At 47.3% G+C, this 23,748-nt stretch carries 23 protein-coding genes; 11 read left to right on the top strand and 12 right to left on the bottom strand.

Going from position 1 to position 23,748, the window contains the following annotated elements:
• Positions 1-62: 62 nt before the first annotated feature.
• The 8 genes from ACED36_RS16280 to ACED36_RS16245 all read right to left on the bottom strand — a co-directional run bounded on the left by ACED36_RS16280 (position 63) and on the right by ACED36_RS16245 (position 9,617).
• Positions 63-1,250, bottom strand: coding sequence for an NnrS family protein (locus tag ACED36_RS16280; protein WP_017002917.1), 1,188 nt, complete (start codon positions 1,248-1,250; stop codon positions 63-65).
• 192 nt (positions 1,251-1,442) lie between these two features.
• Positions 1,443-2,387, bottom strand: a complete 945-nt coding sequence (locus tag ACED36_RS16275) for an ABC transporter permease (RefSeq protein ID WP_016962304.1) — start codon at positions 2,385-2,387, stop codon at positions 1,443-1,445.
• The gene (locus tag ACED36_RS16270) at positions 2,384-3,352 is read right to left on the bottom strand and encodes an ABC transporter permease (RefSeq protein ID WP_371733543.1); all 969 of its coding nucleotides are present in this window, start codon (positions 3,350-3,352) and stop codon (positions 2,384-2,386) included. Before ACED36_RS16270 ends, ACED36_RS16275 begins: the two co-directional genes overlap by 4 nt.
• Positions 3,349-4,365: an ABC transporter ATP-binding protein gene (locus tag ACED36_RS16265; protein WP_371733542.1), complete on the bottom strand. Its 1,017-nt coding sequence runs from the start codon at positions 4,363-4,365 to the stop codon at positions 3,349-3,351. The genes ACED36_RS16270 and ACED36_RS16265 overlap by 4 nt, the downstream gene beginning before the upstream one ends.
• An 11-nt stretch (positions 4,366-4,376) precedes the next feature.
• Complete coding sequence (locus ACED36_RS16260; protein ID WP_371733541.1) at positions 4,377-5,324, bottom strand: ABC transporter ATP-binding protein; 948 nt, start codon at positions 5,322-5,324, stop codon at positions 4,377-4,379.
• Positions 5,325-5,333: 9 nt separating this feature from the next.
• The gene (locus ACED36_RS16255) at positions 5,334-6,989 is read right to left on the bottom strand and encodes a peptide ABC transporter substrate-binding protein (RefSeq protein ID WP_016962308.1); all 1,656 of its coding nucleotides are present in this window, start codon (positions 6,987-6,989) and stop codon (positions 5,334-5,336) included.
• Between the two features lie 618 nt (positions 6,990-7,607).
• Positions 7,608-8,618, bottom strand: a complete 1,011-nt coding sequence (locus ACED36_RS16250; protein WP_017002920.1) for an acyltransferase — start codon at positions 8,616-8,618, stop codon at positions 7,608-7,610.
• 156 nt (positions 8,619-8,774) lie between these two features.
• Positions 8,775-9,617 (bottom strand): TauD/TfdA dioxygenase family protein, encoded by an 843-nt coding sequence (locus tag ACED36_RS16245; protein WP_371733540.1) that lies wholly within the window; start codon positions 9,615-9,617, stop codon positions 8,775-8,777.
• Between the two features lie 321 nt (positions 9,618-9,938).
• On the opposite strand from ACED36_RS16245, the gene sbcB reads away from it, so the two are divergent.
• The 7 genes from sbcB (at position 9,939) to purT (ending at position 16,593) form a co-directional block, all read left to right on the top strand.
• Positions 9,939-11,363, top strand: coding sequence for an exodeoxyribonuclease I (sbcB, locus tag ACED36_RS16240; protein WP_016962311.1), 1,425 nt, complete (start codon positions 9,939-9,941; stop codon positions 11,361-11,363).
• Between the two features lie 122 nt (positions 11,364-11,485).
• On the top strand, positions 11,486-11,995 hold the full coding sequence (locus tag ACED36_RS16235) for a hypothetical protein (RefSeq protein WP_017002923.1): 510 nt from the start codon (positions 11,486-11,488) through the stop codon (positions 11,993-11,995).
• 116 nt (positions 11,996-12,111) lie between these two features.
• Entirely contained in the window at positions 12,112-12,459 is a 348-nt protein-coding gene (locus ACED36_RS16230; protein WP_016962314.1) for a CidA/LrgA family protein, read from the top strand.
• Positions 12,459-13,163: a CidB/LrgB family autolysis modulator gene (locus ACED36_RS16225; RefSeq protein ID WP_016962316.1), complete on the top strand. Its 705-nt coding sequence runs from the start codon at positions 12,459-12,461 to the stop codon at positions 13,161-13,163. Before ACED36_RS16230 ends, ACED36_RS16225 begins: the two co-directional genes overlap by 1 nt.
• 135 nt (positions 13,164-13,298) lie before the next feature.
• Complete coding sequence (gene cdd / locus ACED36_RS16220) at positions 13,299-14,186, top strand: cytidine deaminase (RefSeq protein WP_016962317.1); 888 nt, start codon at positions 13,299-13,301, stop codon at positions 14,184-14,186.
• A gap of 122 nt (positions 14,187-14,308) precedes the next feature.
• On the top strand, positions 14,309-15,193 hold the full coding sequence (locus tag ACED36_RS16215) for a DMT family transporter (protein WP_083248045.1): 885 nt from the start codon (positions 14,309-14,311) through the stop codon (positions 15,191-15,193).
• Between the two features lie 224 nt (positions 15,194-15,417).
• Positions 15,418-16,593: a formate-dependent phosphoribosylglycinamide formyltransferase gene (gene purT / locus ACED36_RS16210; protein ID WP_016962320.1), complete on the top strand. Its 1,176-nt coding sequence runs from the start codon at positions 15,418-15,420 to the stop codon at positions 16,591-16,593.
• Positions 16,594-16,718: 125 nt separating this feature from the next.
• Here purT and ACED36_RS16205 read toward each other — a convergent pair whose 3' ends face one another.
• Positions 16,719-17,360, bottom strand: a complete 642-nt coding sequence (locus ACED36_RS16205) for a thiopurine S-methyltransferase (RefSeq protein WP_371733539.1) — start codon at positions 17,358-17,360, stop codon at positions 16,719-16,721.
• A gap of 198 nt (positions 17,361-17,558) precedes the next feature.
• Between ACED36_RS16205 and ACED36_RS16200 the strand changes: the two genes are divergently transcribed.
• Both ACED36_RS16200 and ACED36_RS16195 read left to right on the top strand, forming a co-directional pair.
• Positions 17,559-18,086 carry a hypothetical protein gene (locus tag ACED36_RS16200; RefSeq protein WP_371733538.1) on the top strand — a complete coding sequence of 176 codons (528 nt, stop codon included), beginning with the start codon at positions 17,559-17,561 and terminating at the stop codon, positions 18,084-18,086.
• A gap of 194 nt (positions 18,087-18,280) precedes the next feature.
• Positions 18,281-19,702, top strand: coding sequence for a basic amino acid/polyamine antiporter (locus ACED36_RS16195; protein WP_016962323.1), 1,422 nt, complete (start codon positions 18,281-18,283; stop codon positions 19,700-19,702).
• A 122-nt stretch (positions 19,703-19,824) separates the two neighbouring features.
• Here ACED36_RS16195 and ACED36_RS16190 read toward each other — a convergent pair whose 3' ends face one another.
• Complete coding sequence (locus ACED36_RS16190; RefSeq protein ID WP_017002928.1) at positions 19,825-20,235, bottom strand: hypothetical protein; 411 nt, start codon at positions 20,233-20,235, stop codon at positions 19,825-19,827.
• Positions 20,236-20,628: 393 nt separating this feature from the next.
• Entirely contained in the window at positions 20,629-21,006 is a 378-nt protein-coding gene (locus tag ACED36_RS16185; protein WP_016962326.1) for a hypothetical protein, read from the bottom strand.
• Between the two features lie 283 nt (positions 21,007-21,289).
• On the opposite strand from ACED36_RS16185, the gene ACED36_RS16180 reads away from it, so the two are divergent.
• Complete coding sequence (locus ACED36_RS16180; RefSeq protein WP_016962328.1) at positions 21,290-21,994, top strand: DUF2982 domain-containing protein; 705 nt, start codon at positions 21,290-21,292, stop codon at positions 21,992-21,994.
• 4 nt (positions 21,995-21,998) lie between these two features.
• Here ACED36_RS16180 and ACED36_RS16175 read toward each other — a convergent pair whose 3' ends face one another.
• The gene (locus ACED36_RS16175) at positions 21,999-22,652 is read right to left on the bottom strand and encodes an MBL fold metallo-hydrolase (protein ID WP_016962330.1); all 654 of its coding nucleotides are present in this window, start codon (positions 22,650-22,652) and stop codon (positions 21,999-22,001) included.
• Between the two features lie 254 nt (positions 22,653-22,906).
• Between ACED36_RS16175 and ACED36_RS16170 the strand changes: the two genes are divergently transcribed.
• Entirely contained in the window at positions 22,907-23,746 is an 840-nt protein-coding gene (locus ACED36_RS16170) for a UDP-2,3-diacylglucosamine diphosphatase (protein WP_016962332.1), read from the top strand.
• Positions 23,747-23,748 lie beyond the last annotated feature (2 nt).

Below are 23,748 nucleotides of genomic sequence, written 5' to 3'. Positions count from 1 at the left end.
TCGGTTTATTGCAGTGCGACGTGCCACAGAACATTGACGTGCCGTAGATTTCTCAATAGCCGCTACCCTGGGTGCCCGTCTACGCGCGCCTTAATCAGCATCGGACCGAAACAAACAACAAAGCCACCAAAAGCCATACTCCAACCTATTCCCGCGATAACGACCCATGTTTGCAAATGTTCGGGCCAGACTATTGGTCCCAACACTCGCACCAGCGTCGCCAATACCAATGAAAAATACGCAAAGCTAAATGATGGGCCTTGATAAATCGCCCTGCCAGTATGTCCCATACTCACACGAGCAATCATTGCCAGAACAACACCAGCCAATGTGCCCATCGCAAAAAGGTGAATCAATGAATGTGAAATCCATGCATTACCGATATACAACGCTTTCGCAATCAAGCCGACAGGCAGCGCAAGATAAAACAGGTGCAATGACCAAACGAGAGGCTCACCGAATGATCGGACTCCTTGCCAACGGTATAAACGAATACACTGAGCGATACCCGCGACCCATAGTAACGACGCGTTGAACCACGTTGGCACCAAAGGGAAAAATGAGATAACAGCAAGCATCACAAGAGGAAGTATGGCCAACATCTCGAGCCATAATATGGGCTTGGGTGCTTCAAGCTGGAAACGCTTGGCGGTGAAAAACGGTATCACTCGCCCCCCCATGATGGAGATAAGAATCATGAACCACCACAACATCGCCTGCCACAGCGCATTAGCGGAAAAGGGTGGCATGCCCTTTACAGTGGCATAACTCGCCAAATTCGCACTGATTGCCACCAGCAACATCGGAATAAAAAACAGATTTCGCCAGCGTTTAGTGATCACCACTCGATAACCGATCTCCCACCCTGTCAGCACAAGAAATGACGTATCAACTAATGCGATGATAGATAAAGGCGTGTCCGTCCAAAACAGAACCCTCGCTGCAATCCACAGCATCACAATAAAGGCCAGCCGCCCACCGGAGGTGCCTTTCACACCCGTCCACGTCTGCACAGCGGTCATGAGAAATCCCGCGACAACAGCCATCGCAACACCAAACAACATTTCATGGGCATGCCACCAGATCGCAGGCACGTTAAGCGGCGATTGGCTTCCAGAGGTAAACAACCATACCCAAGTGCAGATCGAAAAAACGGCATAAATACCCGCCAGCAGAAAGAGCGGCCTAAAGCCAAGACGAAGTATGGGCGGGATTCTCTCTTCTTTTTCTTTATCAACAATATTGATCATCATGGGCACCTAGGAAGTATTGAAACTATAACATGTATAATATTTACATGTTTAAGGCTAATTAGAAAGAAGAGGCTGCAATTCGAGTACAAATCATTTCGACGAGAAGATTTCGGTGGGAAGATATATCTCGCTAATAGTCTGAATAAAAAGAAAAGCCAGCATTCGCTGGCTTTTTATTGAGTTTGAAAATCAGTTACCCGATTTAGGATCGAGCGCGTCTTGCAACGCATCACCGAGGAAGTTAAACGCCATCACGGTCACCAAAATGGCGATACCGGGATAGATCGCCAACCCTGGAGATTGCCAGATGACTTCTTGCGCATTTTGCAGCATGTTGCCCCATGAAGGCATCGGCGGTTGAATGCCTAGACCTAAAAATGACAACGCACTTTCCAGCAAAATTACGCCACCCAGCGCCATGGTGGTTGCGATGATCACGGGCGACAACACATTCGGCAATACATGACGACGAATGATCCGCCAAGGCGAAGCGCCATAACCGACAGCCGCTTTCACATAGTCACGCTCTCGTAATGACAACGTACCAGAGCGCACCAAACGCGCTGTCGTTGGCCAGCCAAACAAGGCGACAATCACAATGATGCGAATGAAGCTAGCGTTCTCACCTTGCGCCCAGCTTTCAGGCAGACCCAGTTTACTTAGGTCGACCGCCGCCATCACGATCATCAAAGGTAATGTCGGCAGCGACAGCGTGAAATCAGCAATACGCATTAGTACAGCGTCAAGCTTACCGCCAAAGTAACCCGCAAAGACGCCAACTAAGGTGCCTAGTATTGCCGTCATCAAGGCTGCAACCGCACCGACTGATAGCGACACTTGACCGCCATAGAGTAAACGGAGGAATACATCTCGACCTAGCTCATCGGCGCCCAACCAGTGAGCATCACTCGCAGGCTCAAACCGCGCAAAGAAATCCACTTCAAATGGGTCGTGTCCAAACCAACTCGCAAGCAGTGGTGCGCTAAAGCAAAGTATCGCAAACAGTATGATAAATACCGCACTCACCAAGCCGGCTTTGTGTTGACAGAACCGGTGCCACACAAGTACCCATGGCGAAGAAGCTTGGCGCTTCGGTGCTGCAACGGGAGCAGCATTGGAAACATGTTGTGTCATGCGGATGCCCCTTTTGTCAGGCTGATACGAGGGTCAAGTTTTGCATAGGCAATATCTGCAAGCAGGTTACCCAATAGCGCGGTAAAAGTGATCACCATGAGTCCCAACAAAGCGAGGTTATAGTCATTCCCCATGATGGCATCGAAGATCAGCTTACCCATGCCCGGCCACGCAAACACGGTTTCCGTGATCAATGCACCAGACAGTAAGAAGCCAATGTCCAACGCAATAATGGTTACTAAAGGGATCATCGCATTACGCAATGCGTGGTGAAAAATCACACGGGTTTTTGACGCCCCTTTCGCAATCGCTGTTCGAATGTAATCCTGACGCATGACTTCTAGCATGGTGCCGCGAACATAGCGGGAATGATTCGCCACATTCAAGACAGTCAACGATATGACTGGAAGGATAAGGTGTTGCAGTTCCACCCAAAAACCACCCCCTTCGGCCTCACCCGTGCCACCAGCTGGCAGCCAGCCAAGTGTGACTGAGAAGACAAGAATTAGCATTAGCGCTAGCCAAAACGCAGGTGTTGAGAAACCCACAAAGGCACTAAAGCTGATCACGTAATCCACCCAAGTACGATGTTTCAATGCAGCAATCACCCCAACAGGAATAGCGATCAGCAGTGAAAGCAAAGTCGCAATGCCCACCAGCTTTACCGTATTCCACACCGCTGGAATCAACACGTCTTCCGCAGGTTGGTAATACAGACGCGAATAACCAAAGTCACCCTGAACGGCGGCAGATAGCCAGTGCCAGTAACGTTCAATCAACGGTTGGTCTAATCCCTGAAGGGCTTTGAGTCTTGCGACATCTGCTGCTGTCATTGTCGGATCTGACGTTGCCATCAAATCAATCGGGTCTCCGGGCATGAGACCAATCAGCGCGTAAGAAACAAATGAAACTAAAAACAGGACAAATATGCTCTGTAGTGTGCGGCCAATAATGAAACGCGTCATACCGTGGCCTCCTTGCAATCAAACTTTTTTGCGTCAATCACTTCACTGGGGAAGTGGCAAGCAACAATATGCTTTTCATCACCGCCATACATCAACGCCTTAGGCGCTTCAGACTTGCATCGATCCGTCGCTTTCGCACAGCGCGGATGAAACGCACAGCCACTGGGCGGGTCTATCGGGCTTGGCACATCGCCTTGTAACGATAACCCTCGCTTGCGTTTCCCTCGCCCCACCTCAGGTACAGCGGCGAGTAGTGCCTGACTATATGGGTGAGCAGGGTTAGCAAAAAACGCATCGCGCGGTGCTTGCTCAACAATCTGACCGAGATACATCACAACAATGGTATCGGCGAGATAGTCCACCACGGCCATGTCATGGCTAATGAAGAAAAAAGACAGGTTTCGTTCGCGCTGTAACTCCGCAAACAAATTCAACACTTGGCTTTGCACCGACACATCGAGTGCCGACAGGGGTTCATCAGCAATGATCAACGAAGGTTCGAGCACCAAAGCGCGAGCGATACAGATACGCTGACGCTGACCACCGGAAAACTCATGCGGATAGCGATCGAGTGCGTCTTCACTCAAACCCACAGCGATTAATGCATCAATCACCTTGGCTTTGCGCGAGGCTTTGTCGCCAACGTTATAAACATCAAGCGGCTCCCCCACCAGTTCAGAAACTGGCATGCGCGGATTCAGTGCACAGTACGGGTCTTGAAATACTAACCCAAGTTTACGGCGCAACGCTTTAAGCGCCTCGCCTTTCAAGCCCGCGGTTTTCACACCGGCAAGCTCAACCGTGCCTTCAGCTGGCGCTTCTAGTAATGCGACCATGCGACCTAACGTCGATTTCCCGCAGCCTGATTCGCCAACAATCGCTATGGTCTCCCCTTCATTCAATGACAGGGATATCTTGGTCACCGCTTTCAGTTCTTGCGCAGGTTTTCCAAACCAACCTTTTTGACCAATGGGATAGCGCTGACAGACATTGTCTAGTTTTAATAATGTCATAAAGTCCGTCCTTATGTATGGTGGCACGCCACCGTGTGAACGGTGTTGAGTTCAACCGATTCAGGCATTGCAGACACACAGGTCGGCGTCGCTTTGCTGCATCGATCGGCGAACGGACAACCAGAACCGCGTAAATCGAGCGGGGGCACGGCACCTGGAATCGCAGGCAACACATCACGTGCAGCGCCAATTTTTGGCAATGTCGCCATTAGCCCTTGCGTATAAGGGTGCTGAGGATTAGCGAACAGTTCTTCAGCGGTTGCTTGCTCAACAATGCGTCCCGCGTACATTACGATGACGCGCTCAGCAAGCTGAGAGACAACACCCAAATTGTGGCTGATGAATTGAACCGCTGTGCCTGTGGTATCACGAAGCTCTTCCAGCAAATCGAGAACCTGAGCTTGTACCGTGACGTCCAATGCCGTCGTGGGTTCGTCAGCGATAATCAGTTCAGGTTCACATGCCAGCGCCATGGCGATCATGACACGCTGCCGCATCCCACCAGAGAGCTCATGTGGGTAAGCAGTTGCACGTCGAACTGGATCGGGAATGTGCACCCTTTCGAGCATGTCAATCGCGCGCTCTTTCGCTTCCGCTTTATTGTTACCACGGTGAAGTTCAAACATCTCCGCAATTTGATCCCCGACCGTCACAACAGGGTTAAGCGCAGTCATGGGTTCTTGAAAGATCATGGCGATACCTTCGCCGCGCACTTTCTGCCAATCCGCATCGCTGTTGCTTAGCAGGTTTTCACCACGAAAGACCACTTCACCACTGGCTTTCATGACGTTTGGTTGCAGCCCCATTAGCGTCAACGCAGCAAGGCTTTTGCCACACCCTGATTCACCGACAACGCCAAGGATCTCGCCTTTGTTGATATGAAAGCTGATATCGTTAACCGCAGGGTAGCCTTTAAAGGCCACCCGCAGACGACGAACATCAAGTATCTTGTCGTCCATGTACGGCTCCTACTTCTTAGTCGTGTACCACTCTTCAACCCAGTTGGTGGATGGGAACATATGACCCGTCGGTGTCACACCTTCCAACCATTTCGGCATCACGAAGCTGTCTGCACGGAAATACAGAGGCAGTGCTGGCAGGTCTTCCGCATAGATATTCTGAATTTCATGGAAGATCTTCTTACGCTTTTCGGTATCCAGCTCTGCTTCTACCTTGTTTAGCAAATCATCCATCGCAGCGTTTTGGTAACCAATGTAGTTTTGACCAGACCAACCGTTTTCTTCCGTTGGGATGTTAGTAGAAAGCAGCGTGGTACGCGGTGGACTCTCAGGTGATGAGTACCATGCAAACATGGCTAGGCCTTTGTGCTTGCGCTTGTTTAACGTTTCACCGAAATAGACACGCGCTGGCTGGTTATTGATGCTCACCTTCACACCAATCTGTTTCCACTGGGATTGAAGAACTTGCTGCACCAGCTCACGGGTTTTGTTACCCGCTGTCGTCATTAATTCGATGCGTAGCTCATTACCTTCCGAATCAACCATCACGCCATTTTTTAACGTAAATCCAGCACCTTCGAGCAACTGCTTGGCTTTTTCAGGATTATATTCGTAGCGTTTTACGTCAGCAAAAAAGGTCGTATCACGTGGGCTCACGTTCGTATCTGCGACTGGCTGCTTACCAGCGAAAAGCTTATCCACCAATTGCTCTCGATTCGCGCCATAAAGAAGCGCCTGACGAACTTCCTTAATGGCCAGATGCGGGTTGTTCATCGTGGTGTCTAAGTGCTCGTAAAGCAGACCAGGCTCGTAGTGAACCTTGTATTTATCACCGTGACGCTTTTCAAGTTGCAGCACTTGATCCAATGAAAGGCCGAGTTCACCGGGCAAATAGTCCACAGAGCCAGAAAGAAGATGCGCTTCTAGCGCTGAGGTGTTTTCAATGGCTTTAAATATGATTTCGTCAATGACAGGAGACTTACCTTTCCAATGCGGGTTTTTCTGAGCGGTGATGAAACTTCCTGCATTGACTTTCGAAATCACAAAAGGACCGAAATACAAACCTGGGTTTGTTGGTTCAGTGGCGTACTTGGTGGTTTTTGAATAACTCGTTGGATCCTTGCTATACACATCTCCTTCCACATGAGCAGGCATAGCAGTAGGAATGAACGTATTGTATTTGAATGTGATTTTGTTCAGAACGACTTCAAAGTTCTTGTCATCAAGCACAACCAGCTTTTCCATGGTCTTGGCTTCTTGAAGACCTGGGTTGCCGACACGCTCATCGGTTTCAATCGCGTAACCAAGCGCGATATCTTTGGTGGTGACAGGAACACCGTCCCCCCAAAACAAATCATTTGGAATTTGCACTTTGAGTTTGATGCCTTCACGACCATCATCAAGCACTATTCGCTCTGCTAATCCGTTTTCAAAGCTGGGCACGTCGACACATGCGTTACATTGTAACAACCAGTCTTTGCCATAAATCACCGTGCCGCGGTGCGCTGTACTCAGAATGTATGATGCCGCGACGTTCGAAACGAGGATCGGGTGAAGGCCCTCTGGGTATTGAGACATCCCAATTTTTAACGTTTCAGCGCTTGCTGATGCAGCCGAAAAAGCCAGTGGCGCAGCCATCGCCAACGCGAGGATTGTTTTTTTCATTTTATCAGTTCCTTTGTATGCAACAGGGGCAGTTCCGTTACCCAAAAACTATGCGCAATAAAGATGGTTTTCTTAGCCCCAAAACTAAATGCAGCGAAAAATTGCGCATATTCATCCAATGTTAAACATATGTTTCATACAAAGTCGACAGCATACTGTTTAGTATTTATGCGGAATGATAAAATAAATAGCCGAAATGCTTGGCTGAGTCGCATTTCAACATATTTAACATTTTTTATACTTATTATTCAGTAGGTTACAAACTAAAACAAAGCAAGTTATTGAATATAAACCCATACGATACGCCTTTTTACCCAACACTAGATTTCAACATGTTATGCCGAGAGACACACACAACTGGCGTTCGCCCTTTTATAAAAGGGGGCATAAAGAGAATAAAGAAGAAAACGTCGACAGATAGACAGGAAAGCATGGTGCATAGATAGGCTGAACACACAGCAATAACACTTCTCGAGTTTTAGCATCACCTTCTACATTAATGTTATCAGGCAGCACATCCCTCTTAGCTCTCTGATGTAAGACGTCGTTTCACCCACCCTATTTGTCACATAAACAAGGATGCTAAGGAGCGATAAGCCCCCTAGAAAAGAAAGACCATCAAATGCAGCGCTTAAGTAACGGGATACGTGATAGGCACCATGCAGCAACGAGCGAACCGAGGTAAACGACGAAAGTAATAACAGGAATGGAAATCAAAGGTGTGAACGACATTGCGCCGATTCCTGCAAAATTGAGTATTTCTAGAACCATCGGATGGATCAGGTAAACGCCTAGCGTCAACGAAGCGAGCGCTTTGGTAACATCAGTAGTCCAAAGCGGTCGGTTTTTTCGCTTAAACATAAACATCACACTGATCGACATGGGAATGACAGTAAGACTCAAGTAATCGTAGAAATAGAGACCTATTTTTACAGATGAAGCGGATGCCAAGAGAAAGAAGCCTAATGATGTAACAACAAATGTAGTCACAAACACGCCGACAATCATGCGAAATGGCGGATAGCGTTCTGTTTGGCGTAACAAATAACCCAAAAAGAAATAGGGTACATATAACAAAAACCAATTGATGAACAAACCCGCGTCTTGCCCATTCAGCTTTTCAACACCTGAATTAATCGCAGCGATCGACATACCCGCAACAACGAGCACCCAAAGCGCATTTTCAGAGGCTTGCATGACAACCATTCGAAAAAATGGTGTAAACAGATACAGCCCTACGATCATGTAGAGAAACCACATGTGATAATAAGGTGTACCGTTCAATACACTAAGAAGAAGCGAAGACACCGATTCAGGCTGATTTTTAACCACCCCTTTAACAACCTGCCAGCCGAGATAGACCAACGTCCAAAACACTAACGGGATAAGCAGCCTTGAGACGCGCTTTTTGTAGAAATCTTGCAGGGATTCCGTTTTAGAAGGGTCAAGTAACAAAGCGCCACTTATCATGACAAAAACAGGCACGCACCACCTGACTGCGCTGTCATACACATTCCCTATCCACCAAGAGATGCTACCCAGTTGTGCATCAAACACAAAGTCTGCCGCGACATGCAACATCACGACCGCCAGAATCGCGAGGATCCTAGCGTTATCTAACCAAACCATTTACTTGTCCTTGCTAACCAATAAAAAATTGCGAGCTTCGCCAACCGATTTTGGGTATGTTTTTTGATTAACTATAGCCCAATATTTACGCTATTTTTCCAAGGGTTAGAGAGACAATAACATTCTGTGATAATGACACTCACTGGCTCTGTATGTTCACAACGTGCTGTAAGCCTGAGGCTCATCGCCTTTTACGACGACACGATGCAATCTTCTTGGTTCGTCACCGTAATCGGTAACAGCGAAATGTTGAGTACAGCGATTATCCCAAATGGCGATACTTCCTGTTTGCCAGCGAAAACGTACCTGAAATTCTTCAACATGACTGTATGAAAATAGCGACGATAATAATTCTTCACCCTTTTCTAAGTCTTCGTCATCGACACGCTGGCAAAATTGCTCGTTGATATAGAGGGTAGGTTTTCCTGTTTCTGGGTGTACTGTCACTAAAGGATGATGAATATCCTTTATCCCGCTTGAAATGTTACTTACTTTGCTCTCGCCCTGCGCATCCACTTCATCAAATCGACTCCCTGCAAATCCATGCACAGCATGGGTTGCTGTTTTGCCGCGTAGTGACTGTTTCAACGCATCGGGCAGTGCTCGGTAAACCGCTTCCATAGAAACCCAGATAGTATCTCCCCCAGCAGAAGGAAGATGCTGCGCGCAGAGCACCGAGCATTTGGGTGGTGCTTTCTGCCACGTCATGTCCGTGTGCCAGTAGCTCTTACCAGGCGGATTTCCGCGTGTGGTTTCGATAACGCTGACTTGAGGGAAGCCCTCGACATGAGGGAAGAATGGGTGTGGTGCTTCCAATTCGCCAAAACGCGCTGCTAGCTCAAGCTGTTGTTGCGGTGAAAGGTGCTGTTTGCGAAAAAAGATCACTTTGTGAGTTAAGAATGCCTGATAGATTTGCGCAAACTCATTCTCACTACAATTGGCCAGACTGACATCATCAATGCTGGCGCCAATATGCTGGGACAGCGGCGTTATTTTCATTTTCTTCCCTTAATGTTGAATTCGATATTTATCGCTATATTTCCAATAGAACGGACAACAACCGCTTTCCATTCATCGATGATACCGCGTTACGCGTTATGAGCCATACGCAGACGCTGACCAAATCACACAGATGAACAATCAGATGAATGCCATGGGTAACAACGCTCGCCCTGTGCAACCTCTGAACGCAAGGTTAGTACTCGACGGCGATTAACGTCATTTAGGGCCTGCGCATCCGGTCGTTTTCTTTTGCATTGCAAGATTTCTCACCAATTTTGCGGTAACATCCCCACGTCTTTCAAACCCTTGGATACCACCGTGGCAAACACCAACGAACCAACTTTTTTCTTCTTTGATTACGAAACCTTTGGCATCAGCCCTGCTCTAGATCGACCTTGTCAGTTTGCAGGCGTAAGAACAGACAAAGACTTCAATATCATCGGTGAACCGTTGGTCATTTATTGCCAGCCACCCAATGACTATTTGCCTCAGCCAGAAGCGTGTTTGATTACCGGAATTACGCCTCAAACTGCCGTTTCTCGCGGATTGCCTGAGCCAGAGTTCATTGCCAAAATTCATGAGCAACTCTCTATGCCAGGGACATGTTCAGTGGGCTACAACAATATTCGATTTGATGATGAAGTATCGCGCTATACGCTTTATCGCAATTTCTTTGACCCTTACGGGTGGAGTTGGCAAAACGGTAATTCAAGGTGGGATTTGTTGGACGCAATGCGTGCCGCGTATGCACTTCGCCCTGAAGGCATTGAGTGGCCAGTAAACGCTGAGGGTGCCACCAGCTTTAAGTTGGAACATCTTTCCGTTGCCAATGGTATTGAGCACGCGAACGCGCACGATGCAATGGCTGATGTGATTGCCACCATCGAAATGGCGAAGAAATTCAAACAAGCCCAACCTCGTTTGTTTGATTACCTGTATACACATCGCAATAAAAATAAGCTAACAGCATTGATCGACATCGTCGCGATGAAACCGCTTGTGCATGTTTCAGGCATGTTTGGCACTGAGCGCGGTAACACCAGTTGGATTGTTCCCGTTGCGTGGCACCCAGACAACAAAAACGCCGTTATCGCCATTGATCTTGCGCTCGACCCATCCCCATTGTTTGACTTAGATGCAACGGCACTTCGTGAACGTTTATATACAAAGCGTGCCGACCTCGCACCTGATGAGTTACCTGCTCCTATCAAACTCATTCACATCAATAAATGTCCTGTCTTAGCTGAAGCAAAAACCTTGCGTCCAGAAGATGCTGAAAGATTGGGTATTGATCGCCAACGCTGTCTTGATCACTTGAAGAAACTTCAGGCACACCCACAGGTAAGAGAAAAACTGGTCGAGCTTTACGCTGAAAAGCCCCAGTATGGCGATGCTAACAATGTGGATGCGGCGCTCTATGATGGTTTCTTCTCGCCGTCTGATCGCTCCACCATGGATATCATTCGTCAAACCAAACCGGAAAATCTCGCGGCGCTTGAAATCAATGTCGCTGACAAGCGTATTCATCCGCTGTTGTTTCGCTACCGTGCCCGCAACTATTCTTGGACGCTGACTGACAGCGAGCAAAAGAAATGGCACCTTCATCGCCGAGATTATTTCGAAACACACTTGCCTGAATACATGGCGCGATTGGAAGATCTCGCTGAAGAAAATCAAAGCGACACAAAAAAATTAGCGATTCTAAAATCCATTTATCACTACGTCGAATCGCTTGTATCTTAGTGATTATCACTAACCTTTGCTGAATACCGCGTGATGTACGCTATACACCTCCAAAGAAACAGAGGTGTTACATTTGAATTTCCGTGATTTGAGTCCACACTTTTCTAATAAGAGATAGTGAGGTGGATGAGAAAATGGTAACCAAAGTAAACAGTCGGTGCTACCGCTTTTCTAACGTCGATTTTGAACCAGAAAGCCGTTCCTTGTTTTGGCAAGACAGTACAGTAAGCACACTCACCTATGAAGAGTGTCGCTTACTAGAAATGCTTTGCTACCATGCTGGAGAAGTGCTGTCTGCTCGTATTCTGTATGCTTCTACATCGTTACCCGACTCTTCTTTTTCTCAGCACCAAAATAGCCTGTGCTCACTGCTGGCTAAATCTTATCGCCATGGCGAAAAAACACTTCCGTTAGATGTGGTGGGCGATCATGGCTACCGCGTTGCGTTGCCTCAAAAAACCTATCAACGACAAGCTGAAGTGATACCCAATCCCTCAGAACCTGACCCTCTTGACATTCACATCGATGAACCCGTACAAGAATTGAAAACACAACGTAACGTTGTGCCCATCATTACAGGTACGCTTCTTTCTGTGCTCAGTGCTGCTGCAGCGATTATCTATCTGATGTAACGCCCTTCACGTTGCCTAACTATTGTGCAATGGTAGGAATTACCATGTTTTGAACAAGATTTTCATAGCGAGCTCAGTCTAGAATAGTTTCACGACTGTCTATCAGGGTCTTCGACGTGAAATATCTTCTTGGTTTCGCACTCATCGCGATTTATACCCTTGTGGGTAGCTTACTGACTCAACTGTTACACCTTCCTATACCCAGCAGTATCATTAGCATGCTGTTGCTTTTCGTGAGCCTAACAACGGGCATCGTACCGGGACGTTGGGTAAAAGACGCCTGCACGGTACTGATTACCATCATGCCACTGTTCTTTATCCCTGCCAGCATGGGGCTAATGGATCACTTTCATCTGTTGATCACCGATTCGATGCCTCTATTGGGCGCCACGATATTGAGCTCTACGGTGGTGCTGATTGTTATGGCAAAAATTCTGGATAAATATCAAGGGGAAGATAACTAATGTGGCTTATTGCAACCCTTGTGGTGTACTTCATCGCCCGTCATATTGCCTTAAAACTACGTCATCCTATTTTCAATCCTTTGCTGATCAGCTTACTTGTACTGATGCCAATGGTGATTTATTCAGGCAATACCTACAAAGAATACTTTGACCAGAACAAAGCCATAAATTTCATGCTTGGCCCTGCGGTAATTGCATTGGCGTATCCCTTATACGAGCAAATGCACGTGATTAAACGACACTGGAAAACCATCTTACTGGCATGTCTTGGCGCGAGTTTGCTCTCAATGACTCTTGGCACCACATTCGCGTTGCTGGCGGGCGGAGATCTCCAGATAGCAGCATCTGTGTTGCCAAAATCTATCTCAACGCCTTTTGCCTTGGGCACGGCTGAACATATAGGCGGTATTCCCGCGGTCACGGCTGCACTCGTGGTGGTTGCAGGGCTTTTCGGTGCACTGATTGGCTATCCGCTACTGAACATCATGAAGATTAAATCCTCTCTTGCTAGAGGCCTTTCAATCGGCGCGGTGTCTCACGCCATAGGCACGGCAAAAGCAGCTGAAACTCACTATCAGGAGGGCGCATTAAGTTCATTAGCGTTAGTGATATGTGGGATCATGACAGCCATTCTTGCCCCGTTTGTTTTTCATGTCATTGAGTTCTTTGTTAATTGCAGCCCAATCTCGACCTGTATCAAATGAAATCGAATTCATGTGAGGTCACTTATATTTATGAAATGATACGTTTCATTGCACTATTTAAGTGATCAAAATCACATTAATAGGCAGGCGTTTGCTCTTAAAATGATTCCCCATACAACAACACTTGGAGCAAGCATGCGAGTTAGCATTCAAGACGCGATTGCAGCCCTACCCTCACCACTCAAAGAGGCTATGGAACAACTCTGCACCTCGCCAGATTTTGACGCGACAATCAGTGCCCAAGACTATGAAAACCTACTCAAGCTAACGGGCTTAGCAGACAAAGACCTGCGTGTTGCCATGCTGCCTATCGCTGCGGCTTACTCTATCGCCCCTATTTCAAAGTTCTATGTTGGCGCGATTGCTCGTGGCGCGTCGGGTCGTCTCTATTTTGGTGCGAACATGGAATTTGAAGGTGTGCAGCTCAATCAAGCGGTACATGCCGAACAATCTGCCATTAGCCACGCTTGGTTGAAGGGGGAATCTGCGCTTAAAGACATCACCATCAACTACAGCCCATGTGGCCACTGCCGTCAGTTTATGAATGAGATCAACGGTGCGGATACACTAAACATTCAACTTCCCGATCGTGAAGCCAAGTTATTACACGAATATCTGCCAGAGCCTTTTGGCCCGATTGATCTCGGTATCGACCAGCCACTGCTGGTTCCTGTTAATCATGGTTTAACGGCCGAGGAAGACGATGCACTTATTCAGGCTGCTGTCAGCGCAACGAATCGCAGTCATGCACCGTATTCACACAATTTGAGCGGTGTGGCTATCCGTGACAATAACGGGCAGATCTTCTCAGGTATGTACGCAGAAAATGCCGCGTTCAACCCTAGTCTTCCCCCGTTGCAAGTCGCGCTCATCGCCATGAACTTGGCAGAAGTAGCATTGAAAGACATCCAAGAAGTTGTTTTGGTGGAAAAAGCCAATGCCGTGATCAGCCACTTGCAAGATACACAAGCGGTTTTGGAGGCCCTAAACCCAGACATTCCGTTGGGTTATTTGGCCATTTAATGCCCAGTTGATGCGTTTATCGTCATAACATTGAAAAACGCTGGGTAACGCCGGCGTTTTCGTTATACCCCGCAGACAAAGTTCGCTACTATCACGTCACTTTTCCTAATTTCTGTACACGCATGAGCCAATCTCACAACCCCGTTCTTGGCGCTTCTTGGATGCTCACCGCTGGCGTATGCTTTGCGATGATCAATAGCCTTGCGCAATATGTCAGCTTCAAAATGCAACTACCTTCCACCACGGTTGCGTTTGTTCAGTACTTTATTGCGCTGATTGTGATGATCCCTTGGCTGAGAAGCATGGGCATTCGCCAAGCACTTAAGACCGACCATCTCGGCATGCACTGTTTACGCGTTTTCTTCTCAGTCATTGGTATCCAACTTTGGCTATGGGCACTCGCTTATCCCGTTCCGATTTGGCAAGGCATTGCGTTACTGATGACCTCCCCACTGTTTGCCACAATTGGTTCAGGCCTATTTCTGGGTGAGCGAGTAGGCCCTGCCCGCTGGCTTGCTACATTGAGCGGTTTTGTAGGCGCAATGATCATTCTTGAGCCTTGGTCAGACGATTTTAGCTGGGCAACCATGCTACCTATCGGTGCTGCGTTCTTCTGGGCAACTTATTCCTTGATGGTTAAGAAACTGTCGCACAACGACTCACCCACCACCATGGTCGTTTACCTGCTATTGCTCATCACGCCGTTTAACATCTTGCTAGCGATACCAGATTGGACAATGCCAAAAGGAGAAATGGTGTGGCTTATGCTGCTTGGTGCAGGCCTGCTCACTGCTGTTGCTCAATGGGCTATCGCCAAAGCGTATGCCGCTGCGGATGCGTCATTCGTTCAGCCTTTTGACAATGCCAAACTGCCTTTGAATGTGTTGTTCGGATTTTTGGTGTTTGGTTGGGTCCCGCCGGGTCGCCTTTGGTTGGGCGCTGCGATCATCGTCGCTGCGGTGTTCTTTATTACCCATTGGGAAACGCGTAAAGCTAAAAATAGCTAATACGACTTTTTGTCGTTTTCCGCCGCCTTTTTAGGCGGCGGTACTTCTATCGACCACTTATCACTGCTAAGCATTAATCACCCCGTCATCGTCAACCCGTCGCCAATAAACACTCACTTAGTTCATTCTTCCTAAAACCTTACAAACCACACAGGCAAACGCTTGCGCAAACGATTGCTTAAGGTAAAATCACCAGCAGTTATTTGCATTGATGGAAGATAATCATGATTGGTACAGCAACTCGTCCGGGCGCCACACGCGTCCTGCTGTTGGGCTCTGGTGAGCTAGGTAAAGAAGTAGCGATTGAATGTCAGCGTCTTGGCATTGAAGTCATCGCGTGTGACCGTTACGCGGATGCACCCGCGATGCAGGTTGCGCATCGTAGCCATGTCGTCGATATGCTCGATGGCGATGCGCTTGCAGCCATCATTGCCCAAGAGAAACCAGATTACGTGGTGCCAGAAATCGAAGCCATTGCCACTGATCGCCTCGTTGAGCTTGAGAAATCCGGCGTGAATATTGTCCCTACCGCTCGCGCAACCCAACTCACCATGAACCGAGAAGGCATTCGTCGTCTTGCGGCAGAAGAACTTGGTGTGGCAACCTCCCCGTATGCCTTTGCTGATACCTCAGAAGCGTTTCACGCGGCAATTGAATCTGTTGGTATGCCGTGTGTGGTTAAACCTGTTATGAGCTCTTCAGGCAAAGGCCAGAGTGTTGTGAAGACCAATGCTGACATCGAAAAAGCGTGGAACTATGCACAAGAAGGCGGTCGTGCAGGGCGTGGTCGCGTTATCGTCGAAGGCTTTGTTGATTTTGACTATGAAATCACCCTTCTTACCGTCAGTGCCATAGATGGCATTCATTTCTGTGCACCCATTGGCCATCGCCAAGAAGATGGTGACTACCGCGAATCATGGCAACCTCAAGCGATGAGCGTAAAAGCCCGTCAGGCAGCCGAAGAACTCGCAAAGAAAGTGGTGGCGGCATTAGGCGGTTATGGCTTATTTGGCGTGGAATTATTCGTAAAAGGCGATGATGTGCTATTCAGCGAGGTGTCCCCTCGTCCACACGATACCGGAATGGTAACGCTGATTTCGCAAGACCTTTCTGAGTTTGCTCTTCACGTTCGCGCGTTCTTAGGTTTACCTATCAATGCGATTAACTTGTATGGCCCTTCGGCATCTGCCGTGGTGTTAGGAGAAGGCAGCTCAAACAACATTGGTTTTGATGGTCTTGCACAAGCACTACGTTACCCTGATACCCAAGTCCGTCTGTTTGGTAAGCCGGACATTGATGGCCGTCGCCGTCTTGGTGTGGCATTGGCAAGAGACACAGATACTAATTCAGCAGTGCGTAAAGCCGTTACCGCAGCATCTGCCATTCAGATTGATTTTTGATCTCGATTAATCTGTTTAGCGCTACATCTAATCGGACAAAACGAACCTAGATTGGCGCTGCCGAAATAAACCAGCCACCCAATGGGTGGCTGGTTTTCAATGAGAGAACGTCAAGTTTTCTTGTTTTATTTCGACTCGATCATCCACACTTCTTCTACGAAATACGAAGCCGCTTGCCCTTTCGGTGGGCGATCGCTGTTTTCATCTCGTGCTAACTGCGTAATTTTATAGCCGTCATACAGTGACATCACCTCTTCCGTCGTCACACTAAAAGGAGGGCCATCCATCTGATCTTGTGGGTAATCCAATGTCACTAACAATATTCGACCACCCGGTTGCAGCAAAGAAAGAAGCCTATCAACATATCGCTGTCGCATGCTTTGGGGCATAGCAATCAGTGCTGCGCGATCGTAAATCAACGGATAGGTGTCTAACGGCGCGGTAAAATAATCACCGCTGTAAATGGAGACCTCATCAAACTGATAAAGCTTCATGATAGGGCTGATCGCCGTCACCAGCGGCGTATAAAGGTGCTCCGAGAAAAACGCACGCACGGCGATCTCACTCAATTCCACACCCACCACGTCATCATGTTTTGTCGCCAGCCAGCCAAGATCCACTGACTTTCCGCACAGAGGGACAAATACCGCTTCTTCGCGTTTTGGGGTTAATGCTGCCCAATATTTTGTCAGCAGAGGGTTCGTGTCGGTAAGGTGAAAACCAATACGATTCTCCGCCCAGCGGCTATGCCAGAATTCCTGATCCATATCCAGATCTCATTATGTATTTCCATTGTGAGGCCATTTTAACAACGCCGTCAGGCCACATAAACTGATTTTTAAACCGATAAGATCATCAATATTCGTGATCACCGTCTCGATGTTCTCTTCATTCCTATTGTTTTTTGATAAATATATAACTACTGTATGCCTATACAGTATTGGATATACACACAGGACTTTGAGATGAAACAATCATATGCAACGCTTCATGCGGTATCTCATTCAGACCATTCTCGCTCTGCGGTTCGCCAGCATTACGCACGTATTGCGGCAGGCTCTAGGAGTTTTCATGAAGCTGACTCAAGTACCCTGTCGGCTAGCAGCACAACGTCGGGAAACCTGGTGCCAGTTAGCGTATATCAAAACAATATGAGTGAATTGGCCTACCTGCTTCGTTTGTTGAAAACGCATAGCAGCAGCCAAAAATGGATCACCTTGATTGCACCGCCTTCAAATTTTTGTTTATCCCTTTTTCAGCAGGCTGGCATTCAAGCATCTCAAATCCGTATTGCAAGACCAACAGCCACTTATGATGCGGCAGCGCTGATGCAAAAAGCGATGGCGTCAGACACATCATCCGCGGTTATCGCATTTGGTGATTTTCGCGATTTCGAACAAGCTTCAATGCGCAGCGAGGATCAACGAGATTCGGCGAAAAGTATGTTTGCACAAGGTTTCGTGATTAACGGATTGCCCGAACACCTGCACTAAAGCTGTCTTCAAAAATTACTGCCTCGCGGTATTTTGTGTATTAAATGCACTCAATGCCGCGAAACCTTTCCTATTTCAAGACATCTTGTGATTCTTCAATCGCATCCAATAAATTAGCAATCATTAATCCCATTTCTGAACAAATGCTCCCTATAAGTTCTTAACTATAATGACCCACTTCTGAAGTAGATTTTGTGGGCATTATTTTGGGCAAAAAACTGGACTTGAAAGCGCTAACGGCGCTAGTGATTGGCTCAATGATTGGCGCTGGTGTATTTAGCTTGCCGCAGAACATGGCTGCTATTGCGAGCCCTGCGGCCGTGACGCTAGGCTGGGCAATCACAGGTTTTGGCATGGTGTGTTTGGCTCTGACCTTTCAAGAACTCATCGTCAACAAACCGGAAGTGACGGGGGGGGTATTTGGTTATGCCCAAGCCGGTTTTGGTGATTTATGTGGGTTCTTCTCTGCTTGGGGATATTGGCTCAGTGCCGCCGTGGCGAATGTGTCTTATTTGGTGATAGTTTTCAGTACGCTGGGGCTTTTCTTCGACACCAGTTCGTTAACCCTATTTGGAAATGGCAACACGCTACTTTCCATTGGCTTGTCATCAATACTCATTTGGCTTGTACACACCTTGGTGTTACGCGGGGTGCAAACCGCAGCTATCGTCAACTATGTCACCACTATCGCCAAACTTATTCCCATCATCATTTTTATCGTCGCCGCACTGATTGCTTTCAAATGGCATACCTTTACGTTCGATTTCAGCGGCAGACAAATCGCCAATGAGCCCAGCTTATTTGATCAAGTCAAACAAACCATGCTGATCACTGTGTGGGTATTTATCGGTGTGGAGGGTGCCGTAGTGGTATCCAGCCGCGCTAAAAACCGAAAAGACGTTGGTCGTGCCACCATCCTTGGGTTACTCACCTGTTTGTTCCTCTATGTGTCTGTCACGTTGCTCGCTATGGGTGTGGTATCGACGCCAGAACTCGCTAAATACCCAAACCCTTCTACGGCAAAAATACTCGAAGCGCTGATCGGCAAGACTGGGGTTGTGATTATTGGAGCCGGTTTGATTATATCTGTGTGCGGGGCTTATCTAAGTTGGACCTTACTGGCCACAGAAACGCCTTATAGTGCGGCAAAAGAAGGTATGTTCCCCAAGTGCTTTGCCGAAACCAACAGTAATGGCGCGCCAACACGTTCACTATGGCTAACCAGCTCTGTCGTACAACTTTGCCTGATTTTTATGTATCTCATTGGTGGCGGGTATGACGATCTCCTCACCATCGCGTCGGAAATGATTCTGGTGCCCTATTTACTGGTTGGCAGCTACTTGTTGAAGCTATCTTACTCAGAACTAAGCAGTACGAGAGTACGGATTATATCAACACTGGCGACGGTTTATGGCGTGTGGTTGCTTTATGCCTCTGGCTTGCACCACCTATTGTTAGCGGCGCTTTTGTATCTTCCTGGCATCGCATTTTACATCTATGCAAAACGTGAAGCAGGCCAGCCCGCGTTTGAAGGAAGGAATAGAATTCTATTAGCGTTGGTGATTGCAGCAGGTATGGTGGCCGTTTATCTGCTCGTGCAAGGGGTAACACTGTAACTGCTGAATGTTCAAATAATGTGTTTCATGCAATACGGTTTTGCTTGTTGTGCTGATTTCTCAAACCACGCCATCTTTTCAGTGAGAGATGGCGTTTTTGTCTTCTAGAAAATAGCCTGAAGCTAGAGAGTAACCTGCAAAATGTCTCGCTCTTCTTGGAATTGAACGATCTCTACCTGTGTTTTCCGACGAATTTTTTCTAGCTCATTGGCATCGAGGGCATATGGCAGCATGATATTAAGCGCTTCAATATGCTGCTTTTTGGCTTCTTCAATCAAAGTGATAAGGTTTGAAACATCGCTGTAAAGCGATGACAGTGAGTGACTAACCTCGACAGTAAATGCCTCGCTAGGAAAGCGGCAACCTTCATCACTGATTACACTTGTGTTCCGACGTCGCCAACGTGCAATTTGCACTCTCAGCACTTGAAGAAATGTCCAGTGTTCACGACTAGACTCGCAGAGAAAGTGGGTATAATCAAAATTCACTACGCTGCTGGTTTGATTTTCACTGCCGCCAAAATATCCTGTCATCGCAAATCCTGCTGCTTTGTTTTATTGGATACATTCCCAGATAACGCCGAGACCACAACTCTTTCACCACCAACTTTCAGCATCTAGATGACTGTTTAGACACTTCAAACATTAATCTAGATTTGCAGACAACATGACGAAAAACCGTCGAATACTGCGACAATGAAATTCGTTGGTGCATGTTCAAATTACCACCCACTATATGCACTTTTCGAGATTAGTCTCGCAAATAAAGTAGAAGTTTGGGTTGGATCAGCGTTTCATTTTAGCGGCCTAGAAATACAACTAAACTCGGCTACACCGTTGTAACAGGCGATTAAATTTTGGCTATTTTTGACTACAAAAAAACCAGCTCGAAAGCTGGCTCCAAAAACCCGTGAAACGCAGAGAAATTTAAAGTGCTTTGTAGAGCACTTTGCTTCCCATTTGTAGGCGTTCAACCACACCTTCTTCAGCCAGTTTCTTAAGACCAGCAGAAGCCCAAGATGCTGCCTTAGATTCTTCCTGACCTGCTACCAAGCCAATTCCTTTCGGATTGATACCTTCAGCATTCTGACGAACGATGTCGAGAATTTGCTGTTGTTTTGGCGTCAGCGAAGCGTTTACAACCGCTTTGGGTGCGGCGTCGGTTTTTGGTTCAACGACTGCTTTCGCCGCTGCGACGACTTTCACTGGCTTTTCTTTTTTCAAAGACGCCACTGAAGCAGACTTCACTGCTTTAATGTGTTTTTGAAGTTTGCCTTGAACTTTACGTTTATGAGAGATTTTCATTAAATCGTCCTACTCCGATGCACTGCGTTAAGCATCCCCTGAATACAGCAGGGTGAAAAACAAAGCGCGTTTTATACCAAAATCCGGATGGGTTTTATAGCGCTAACCGTGTTTTCGGACAAAAGTTGCGCCAACTGTCGGAAAGTGTTTATCTTTTTGTTTGAAATATAAACAGCGCGCTTATCGCACTCCCGTTACCAAACGGCGTATTATGTTAAGCAACCGTTCATTAAGTGATCGCACTATGCTTTGAATATGTATCGATAGGAGGAAGCACAACAAGGTGAAAAGACAATTGCTGATCTATCCTCCCCACCAACATATTGGTAAGTACTTTACGATCGCTGTCGTTGTGCTGGTGATGATTGTGCTTGCCGTTGTTATTTTGAACCCTCAGATTAACCTTGCCCCAGCCTTACTTGGTCTGAGCTTGATTGGCGGCCTCGGGGTGTACATTTCGCGGATTATTGACCAACAAAATCTGTCGTTTTCGTTATCCGAGATGCACCTCCAACATCACACGCCAAAAGGCGGGTGGAGCGTTAGATGGAGAGACATTCGAGAAATTGGAATCCCCTCTGTTTCTCAAGAAGGCTGGCATCAACCCATGCCTTGGATTGGTATTCGGCTAAAAGACTACGAACCCCTGCTGGACGGCATCAGTTTTCGACTGGCCAGTCATATTATTATGGAGCAACGCAGTTTGCTGTTGGTGGCCTATCGCCGATCAGAGTCTCCGCCCAACACCAAACTTGAAGACATGATGTTTGACGATACGCCCTATGTCAGCGCGAGTGGGAAAGTCTACAAAGGCTTAGTGGCAATGCTCGCTAACAGAATGAAATATACCCGCGAGTTATTGGGTTTTGATGTCTTTGTAAGTGAAGACCTGTTGGATAGACCGTTGGAGGATTTTGTTGGGTTAACACGACAGTATTTGGCTTCTGCGGGCAGAATGCCCACAGAGACCACAAAGATAGAACGGTGATGACTTACCAAATAGGCATGCTGTCTGCAACGTAAGGGTTTTGCTGGCGCTCAACACCAAAGGTAGATGTTGGACCATGACCAGGAACGAAACGAATGTCATTGCCCAGCGGGAACAGTTTGTCTTTGATCGAACTGATCAGTGTCTCGTGATCGCCTTTGGGGAAATCCGTCCGACCGATGCTGCCGTTAAACAACACGTCACCAACCCAAGCCAGACGATCTTCATCGCTCACAAATACCACATGACCCGGTGTATGGCCTGGTGTGTGAACCACATTCAATGTGCTATCACCAATAGTTACGCTGTCGCCATCATTTAGCCATTGATCGGGCTCGAATGACTCGGTGCGCGCAAATCCAAACATTTCACTTTGCTTCGGTAATCCCTGCAGCCAAAACGCATCCTGTTTTTCTGGACCAATCACAGGCACTTTATAAGCCTCTGCAATATCAACCGTGCCACCGACATGATCAAGATGACCATGGGTAAGCAGAACCTTGGTGACTTGGACACCCAGCTCATCAACTTTGGCAATCAATTTAGCCACATCACCACCGGGATCAACCAACGCAGCTTCTTTGGTTTTATCACACCAGATAATTGAACAATTTTGTTGGAAAGCGGTAACAGGAACAATCTCGAACTTCAAAGCCATAATACAATCCGTATAAATGCGAAAACGCCCAAAGCATACCACGCTCTCCCGCGGATTTTCACGCTCTCGTCATGGTCGCCTCGCAAATAGCATGCCCTTGATTCGGTACTCTCTCACTGGCACTAAACGCCTATTGTCATTCCCTTGCCATCAATATGACATCGGGATGTCACCGTATTGACAACATTCTTTCATCCAAACCCAGTAGCCTAGCTTTCGTAGAGTGACTTATTTTGATCATTAGACGGAAGACTATGACTCCAATCTCAGTGCGTACTCTGTGGATTTCAGATCTCCACTTGGGCAACAAAGATTGCAAGGCTAAATATCTGTTAGATTTTCTGCAAAGACATGAAGCAGAAACCATCGTTTTAGTTGGCGACATCGTGGATTTCTATTCGATGAAATCAAGCCGACATTGGCCAGAAAGCCACAGTGAGATTCTCTCACTCCTCATCCATCGGGCTCATACAGGTTGCAGGTTGATTTATGTTCCGGGTAACCATGATGCGGCCATCCGAGACTATCTTAAATTCGATTTTGGCCGTATTGAAGTTCGTGCGCGATTTATCCATGAAACCGTTACCGGAAAACGAATTATCGCCGTACATGGCGATGAATTTGATAGCGCAGTTTGTCATAGCCGTTTAACCGAGATAGCGGGCTATATCGGCTACGACTTTCTGCTATTTCTCAACCGAGGATGGGCATGGACAAGACGTAAGCTTGGCTTTCCCTATTGGTCGCTCGCTTCTTACATCAAATCGAAAGTTCAATCCGCCAATATCGCCATTGCGCGCTTTGAACATGCTGCAGTGCAATATGCACAGAGGAAAAACGCTGACGCCGTTGTATGTGGACACATTCATCACCCAGACATTAAAACACTGAATGGAACGCTATATCTCAATGACGGTGACTGGATTGAAAGCTGCACTGCGTTAATTGAACAACATGAAGGCACGATTCAGCTTATTCGATGGACAGAAAAGCCCGAATTACTGGCGGAATCAACAGCGTTCGCTGACCACACTAAATGGACCATAAATACAACAAACGGGGACGCCTCAGATCGAGATACCGAAGCCGCGTAGTC

It is taken from the genome of Enterovibrio sp. FF113 (genome assembly GCF_041439165.1).
Classification (GTDB): Bacteria; Pseudomonadota; Gammaproteobacteria; order Enterobacterales; family Vibrionaceae; genus Enterovibrio; species Enterovibrio norvegicus_A.
Note: the sequence above shows the minus strand (reverse complement) of the source record. Positions and strands in the feature narration are given on the sequence as shown.

What these genes read in the sequence shown, in the direction of transcription:
- ACED36_RS16280 (WP_017002917.1), bottom strand. Translation starts at nt 1,250, where the DNA reads ATGATCAATATTGTTGATAAAGAAAAAGAAGAGAGAATCCCGCCCATA.
- ACED36_RS16275 (WP_016962304.1), bottom strand. Translation starts at nt 2,387, where the DNA reads ATGACACAACATGTTTCCAATGCTGCTCCCGTTGCAGCACCGAAGCGC.
- ACED36_RS16270 (WP_371733543.1), bottom strand. Translation starts at nt 3,352, where the DNA reads ATGACGCGTTTCATTATTGGCCGCACACTACAGAGCATATTTGTCCTG.
- ACED36_RS16265 (WP_371733542.1), bottom strand. Translation starts at nt 4,365, where the DNA reads ATGACATTATTAAAACTAGACAATGTCTGTCAGCGCTATCCCATTGGT.
- ACED36_RS16260 (WP_371733541.1), bottom strand. Translation starts at nt 5,324, where the DNA reads ATGGACGACAAGATACTTGATGTTCGTCGTCTGCGGGTGGCCTTTAAA.
- ACED36_RS16255 (WP_016962308.1), bottom strand. Translation starts at nt 6,989, where the DNA reads ATGAAAAAAACAATCCTCGCGTTGGCGATGGCTGCGCCACTGGCTTTT.
- ACED36_RS16250 (WP_017002920.1), bottom strand. Translation starts at nt 8,618, where the DNA reads ATGGTTTGGTTAGATAACGCTAGGATCCTCGCGATTCTGGCGGTCGTG.
- ACED36_RS16245 (WP_371733540.1), bottom strand. Translation starts at nt 9,617, where the DNA reads ATGAAAATAACGCCGCTGTCCCAGCATATTGGCGCCAGCATTGATGAT.
- ACED36_RS16225 (WP_016962316.1), top strand. Translation starts at nt 12,459, where the DNA reads ATGTGGCTTATTGCAACCCTTGTGGTGTACTTCATCGCCCGTCATATT.
- cdd (WP_016962317.1), top strand. Translation starts at nt 13,299, where the DNA reads ATGCGAGTTAGCATTCAAGACGCGATTGCAGCCCTACCCTCACCACTC.
- ACED36_RS16215 (WP_083248045.1), top strand. Translation starts at nt 14,309, where the DNA reads ATGAGCCAATCTCACAACCCCGTTCTTGGCGCTTCTTGGATGCTCACC.
- purT (WP_016962320.1), top strand. Translation starts at nt 15,418, where the DNA reads ATGATTGGTACAGCAACTCGTCCGGGCGCCACACGCGTCCTGCTGTTG.
- ACED36_RS16205 (WP_371733539.1), bottom strand. Translation starts at nt 17,360, where the DNA reads ATGGATCAGGAATTCTGGCATAGCCGCTGGGCGGAGAATCGTATTGGT.
- ACED36_RS16200 (WP_371733538.1), top strand. Translation starts at nt 17,559, where the DNA reads ATGAAACAATCATATGCAACGCTTCATGCGGTATCTCATTCAGACCAT.
- ACED36_RS16190 (WP_017002928.1), bottom strand. Translation starts at nt 20,235, where the DNA reads ATGACAGGATATTTTGGCGGCAGTGAAAATCAAACCAGCAGCGTAGTG.
- ACED36_RS16185 (WP_016962326.1), bottom strand. Translation starts at nt 21,006, where the DNA reads ATGAAAATCTCTCATAAACGTAAAGTTCAAGGCAAACTTCAAAAACAC.
- ACED36_RS16175 (WP_016962330.1), bottom strand. Translation starts at nt 22,652, where the DNA reads ATGGCTTTGAAGTTCGAGATTGTTCCTGTTACCGCTTTCCAACAAAAT.
- ACED36_RS16170 (WP_016962332.1), top strand. Translation starts at nt 22,907, where the DNA reads ATGACTCCAATCTCAGTGCGTACTCTGTGGATTTCAGATCTCCACTTG.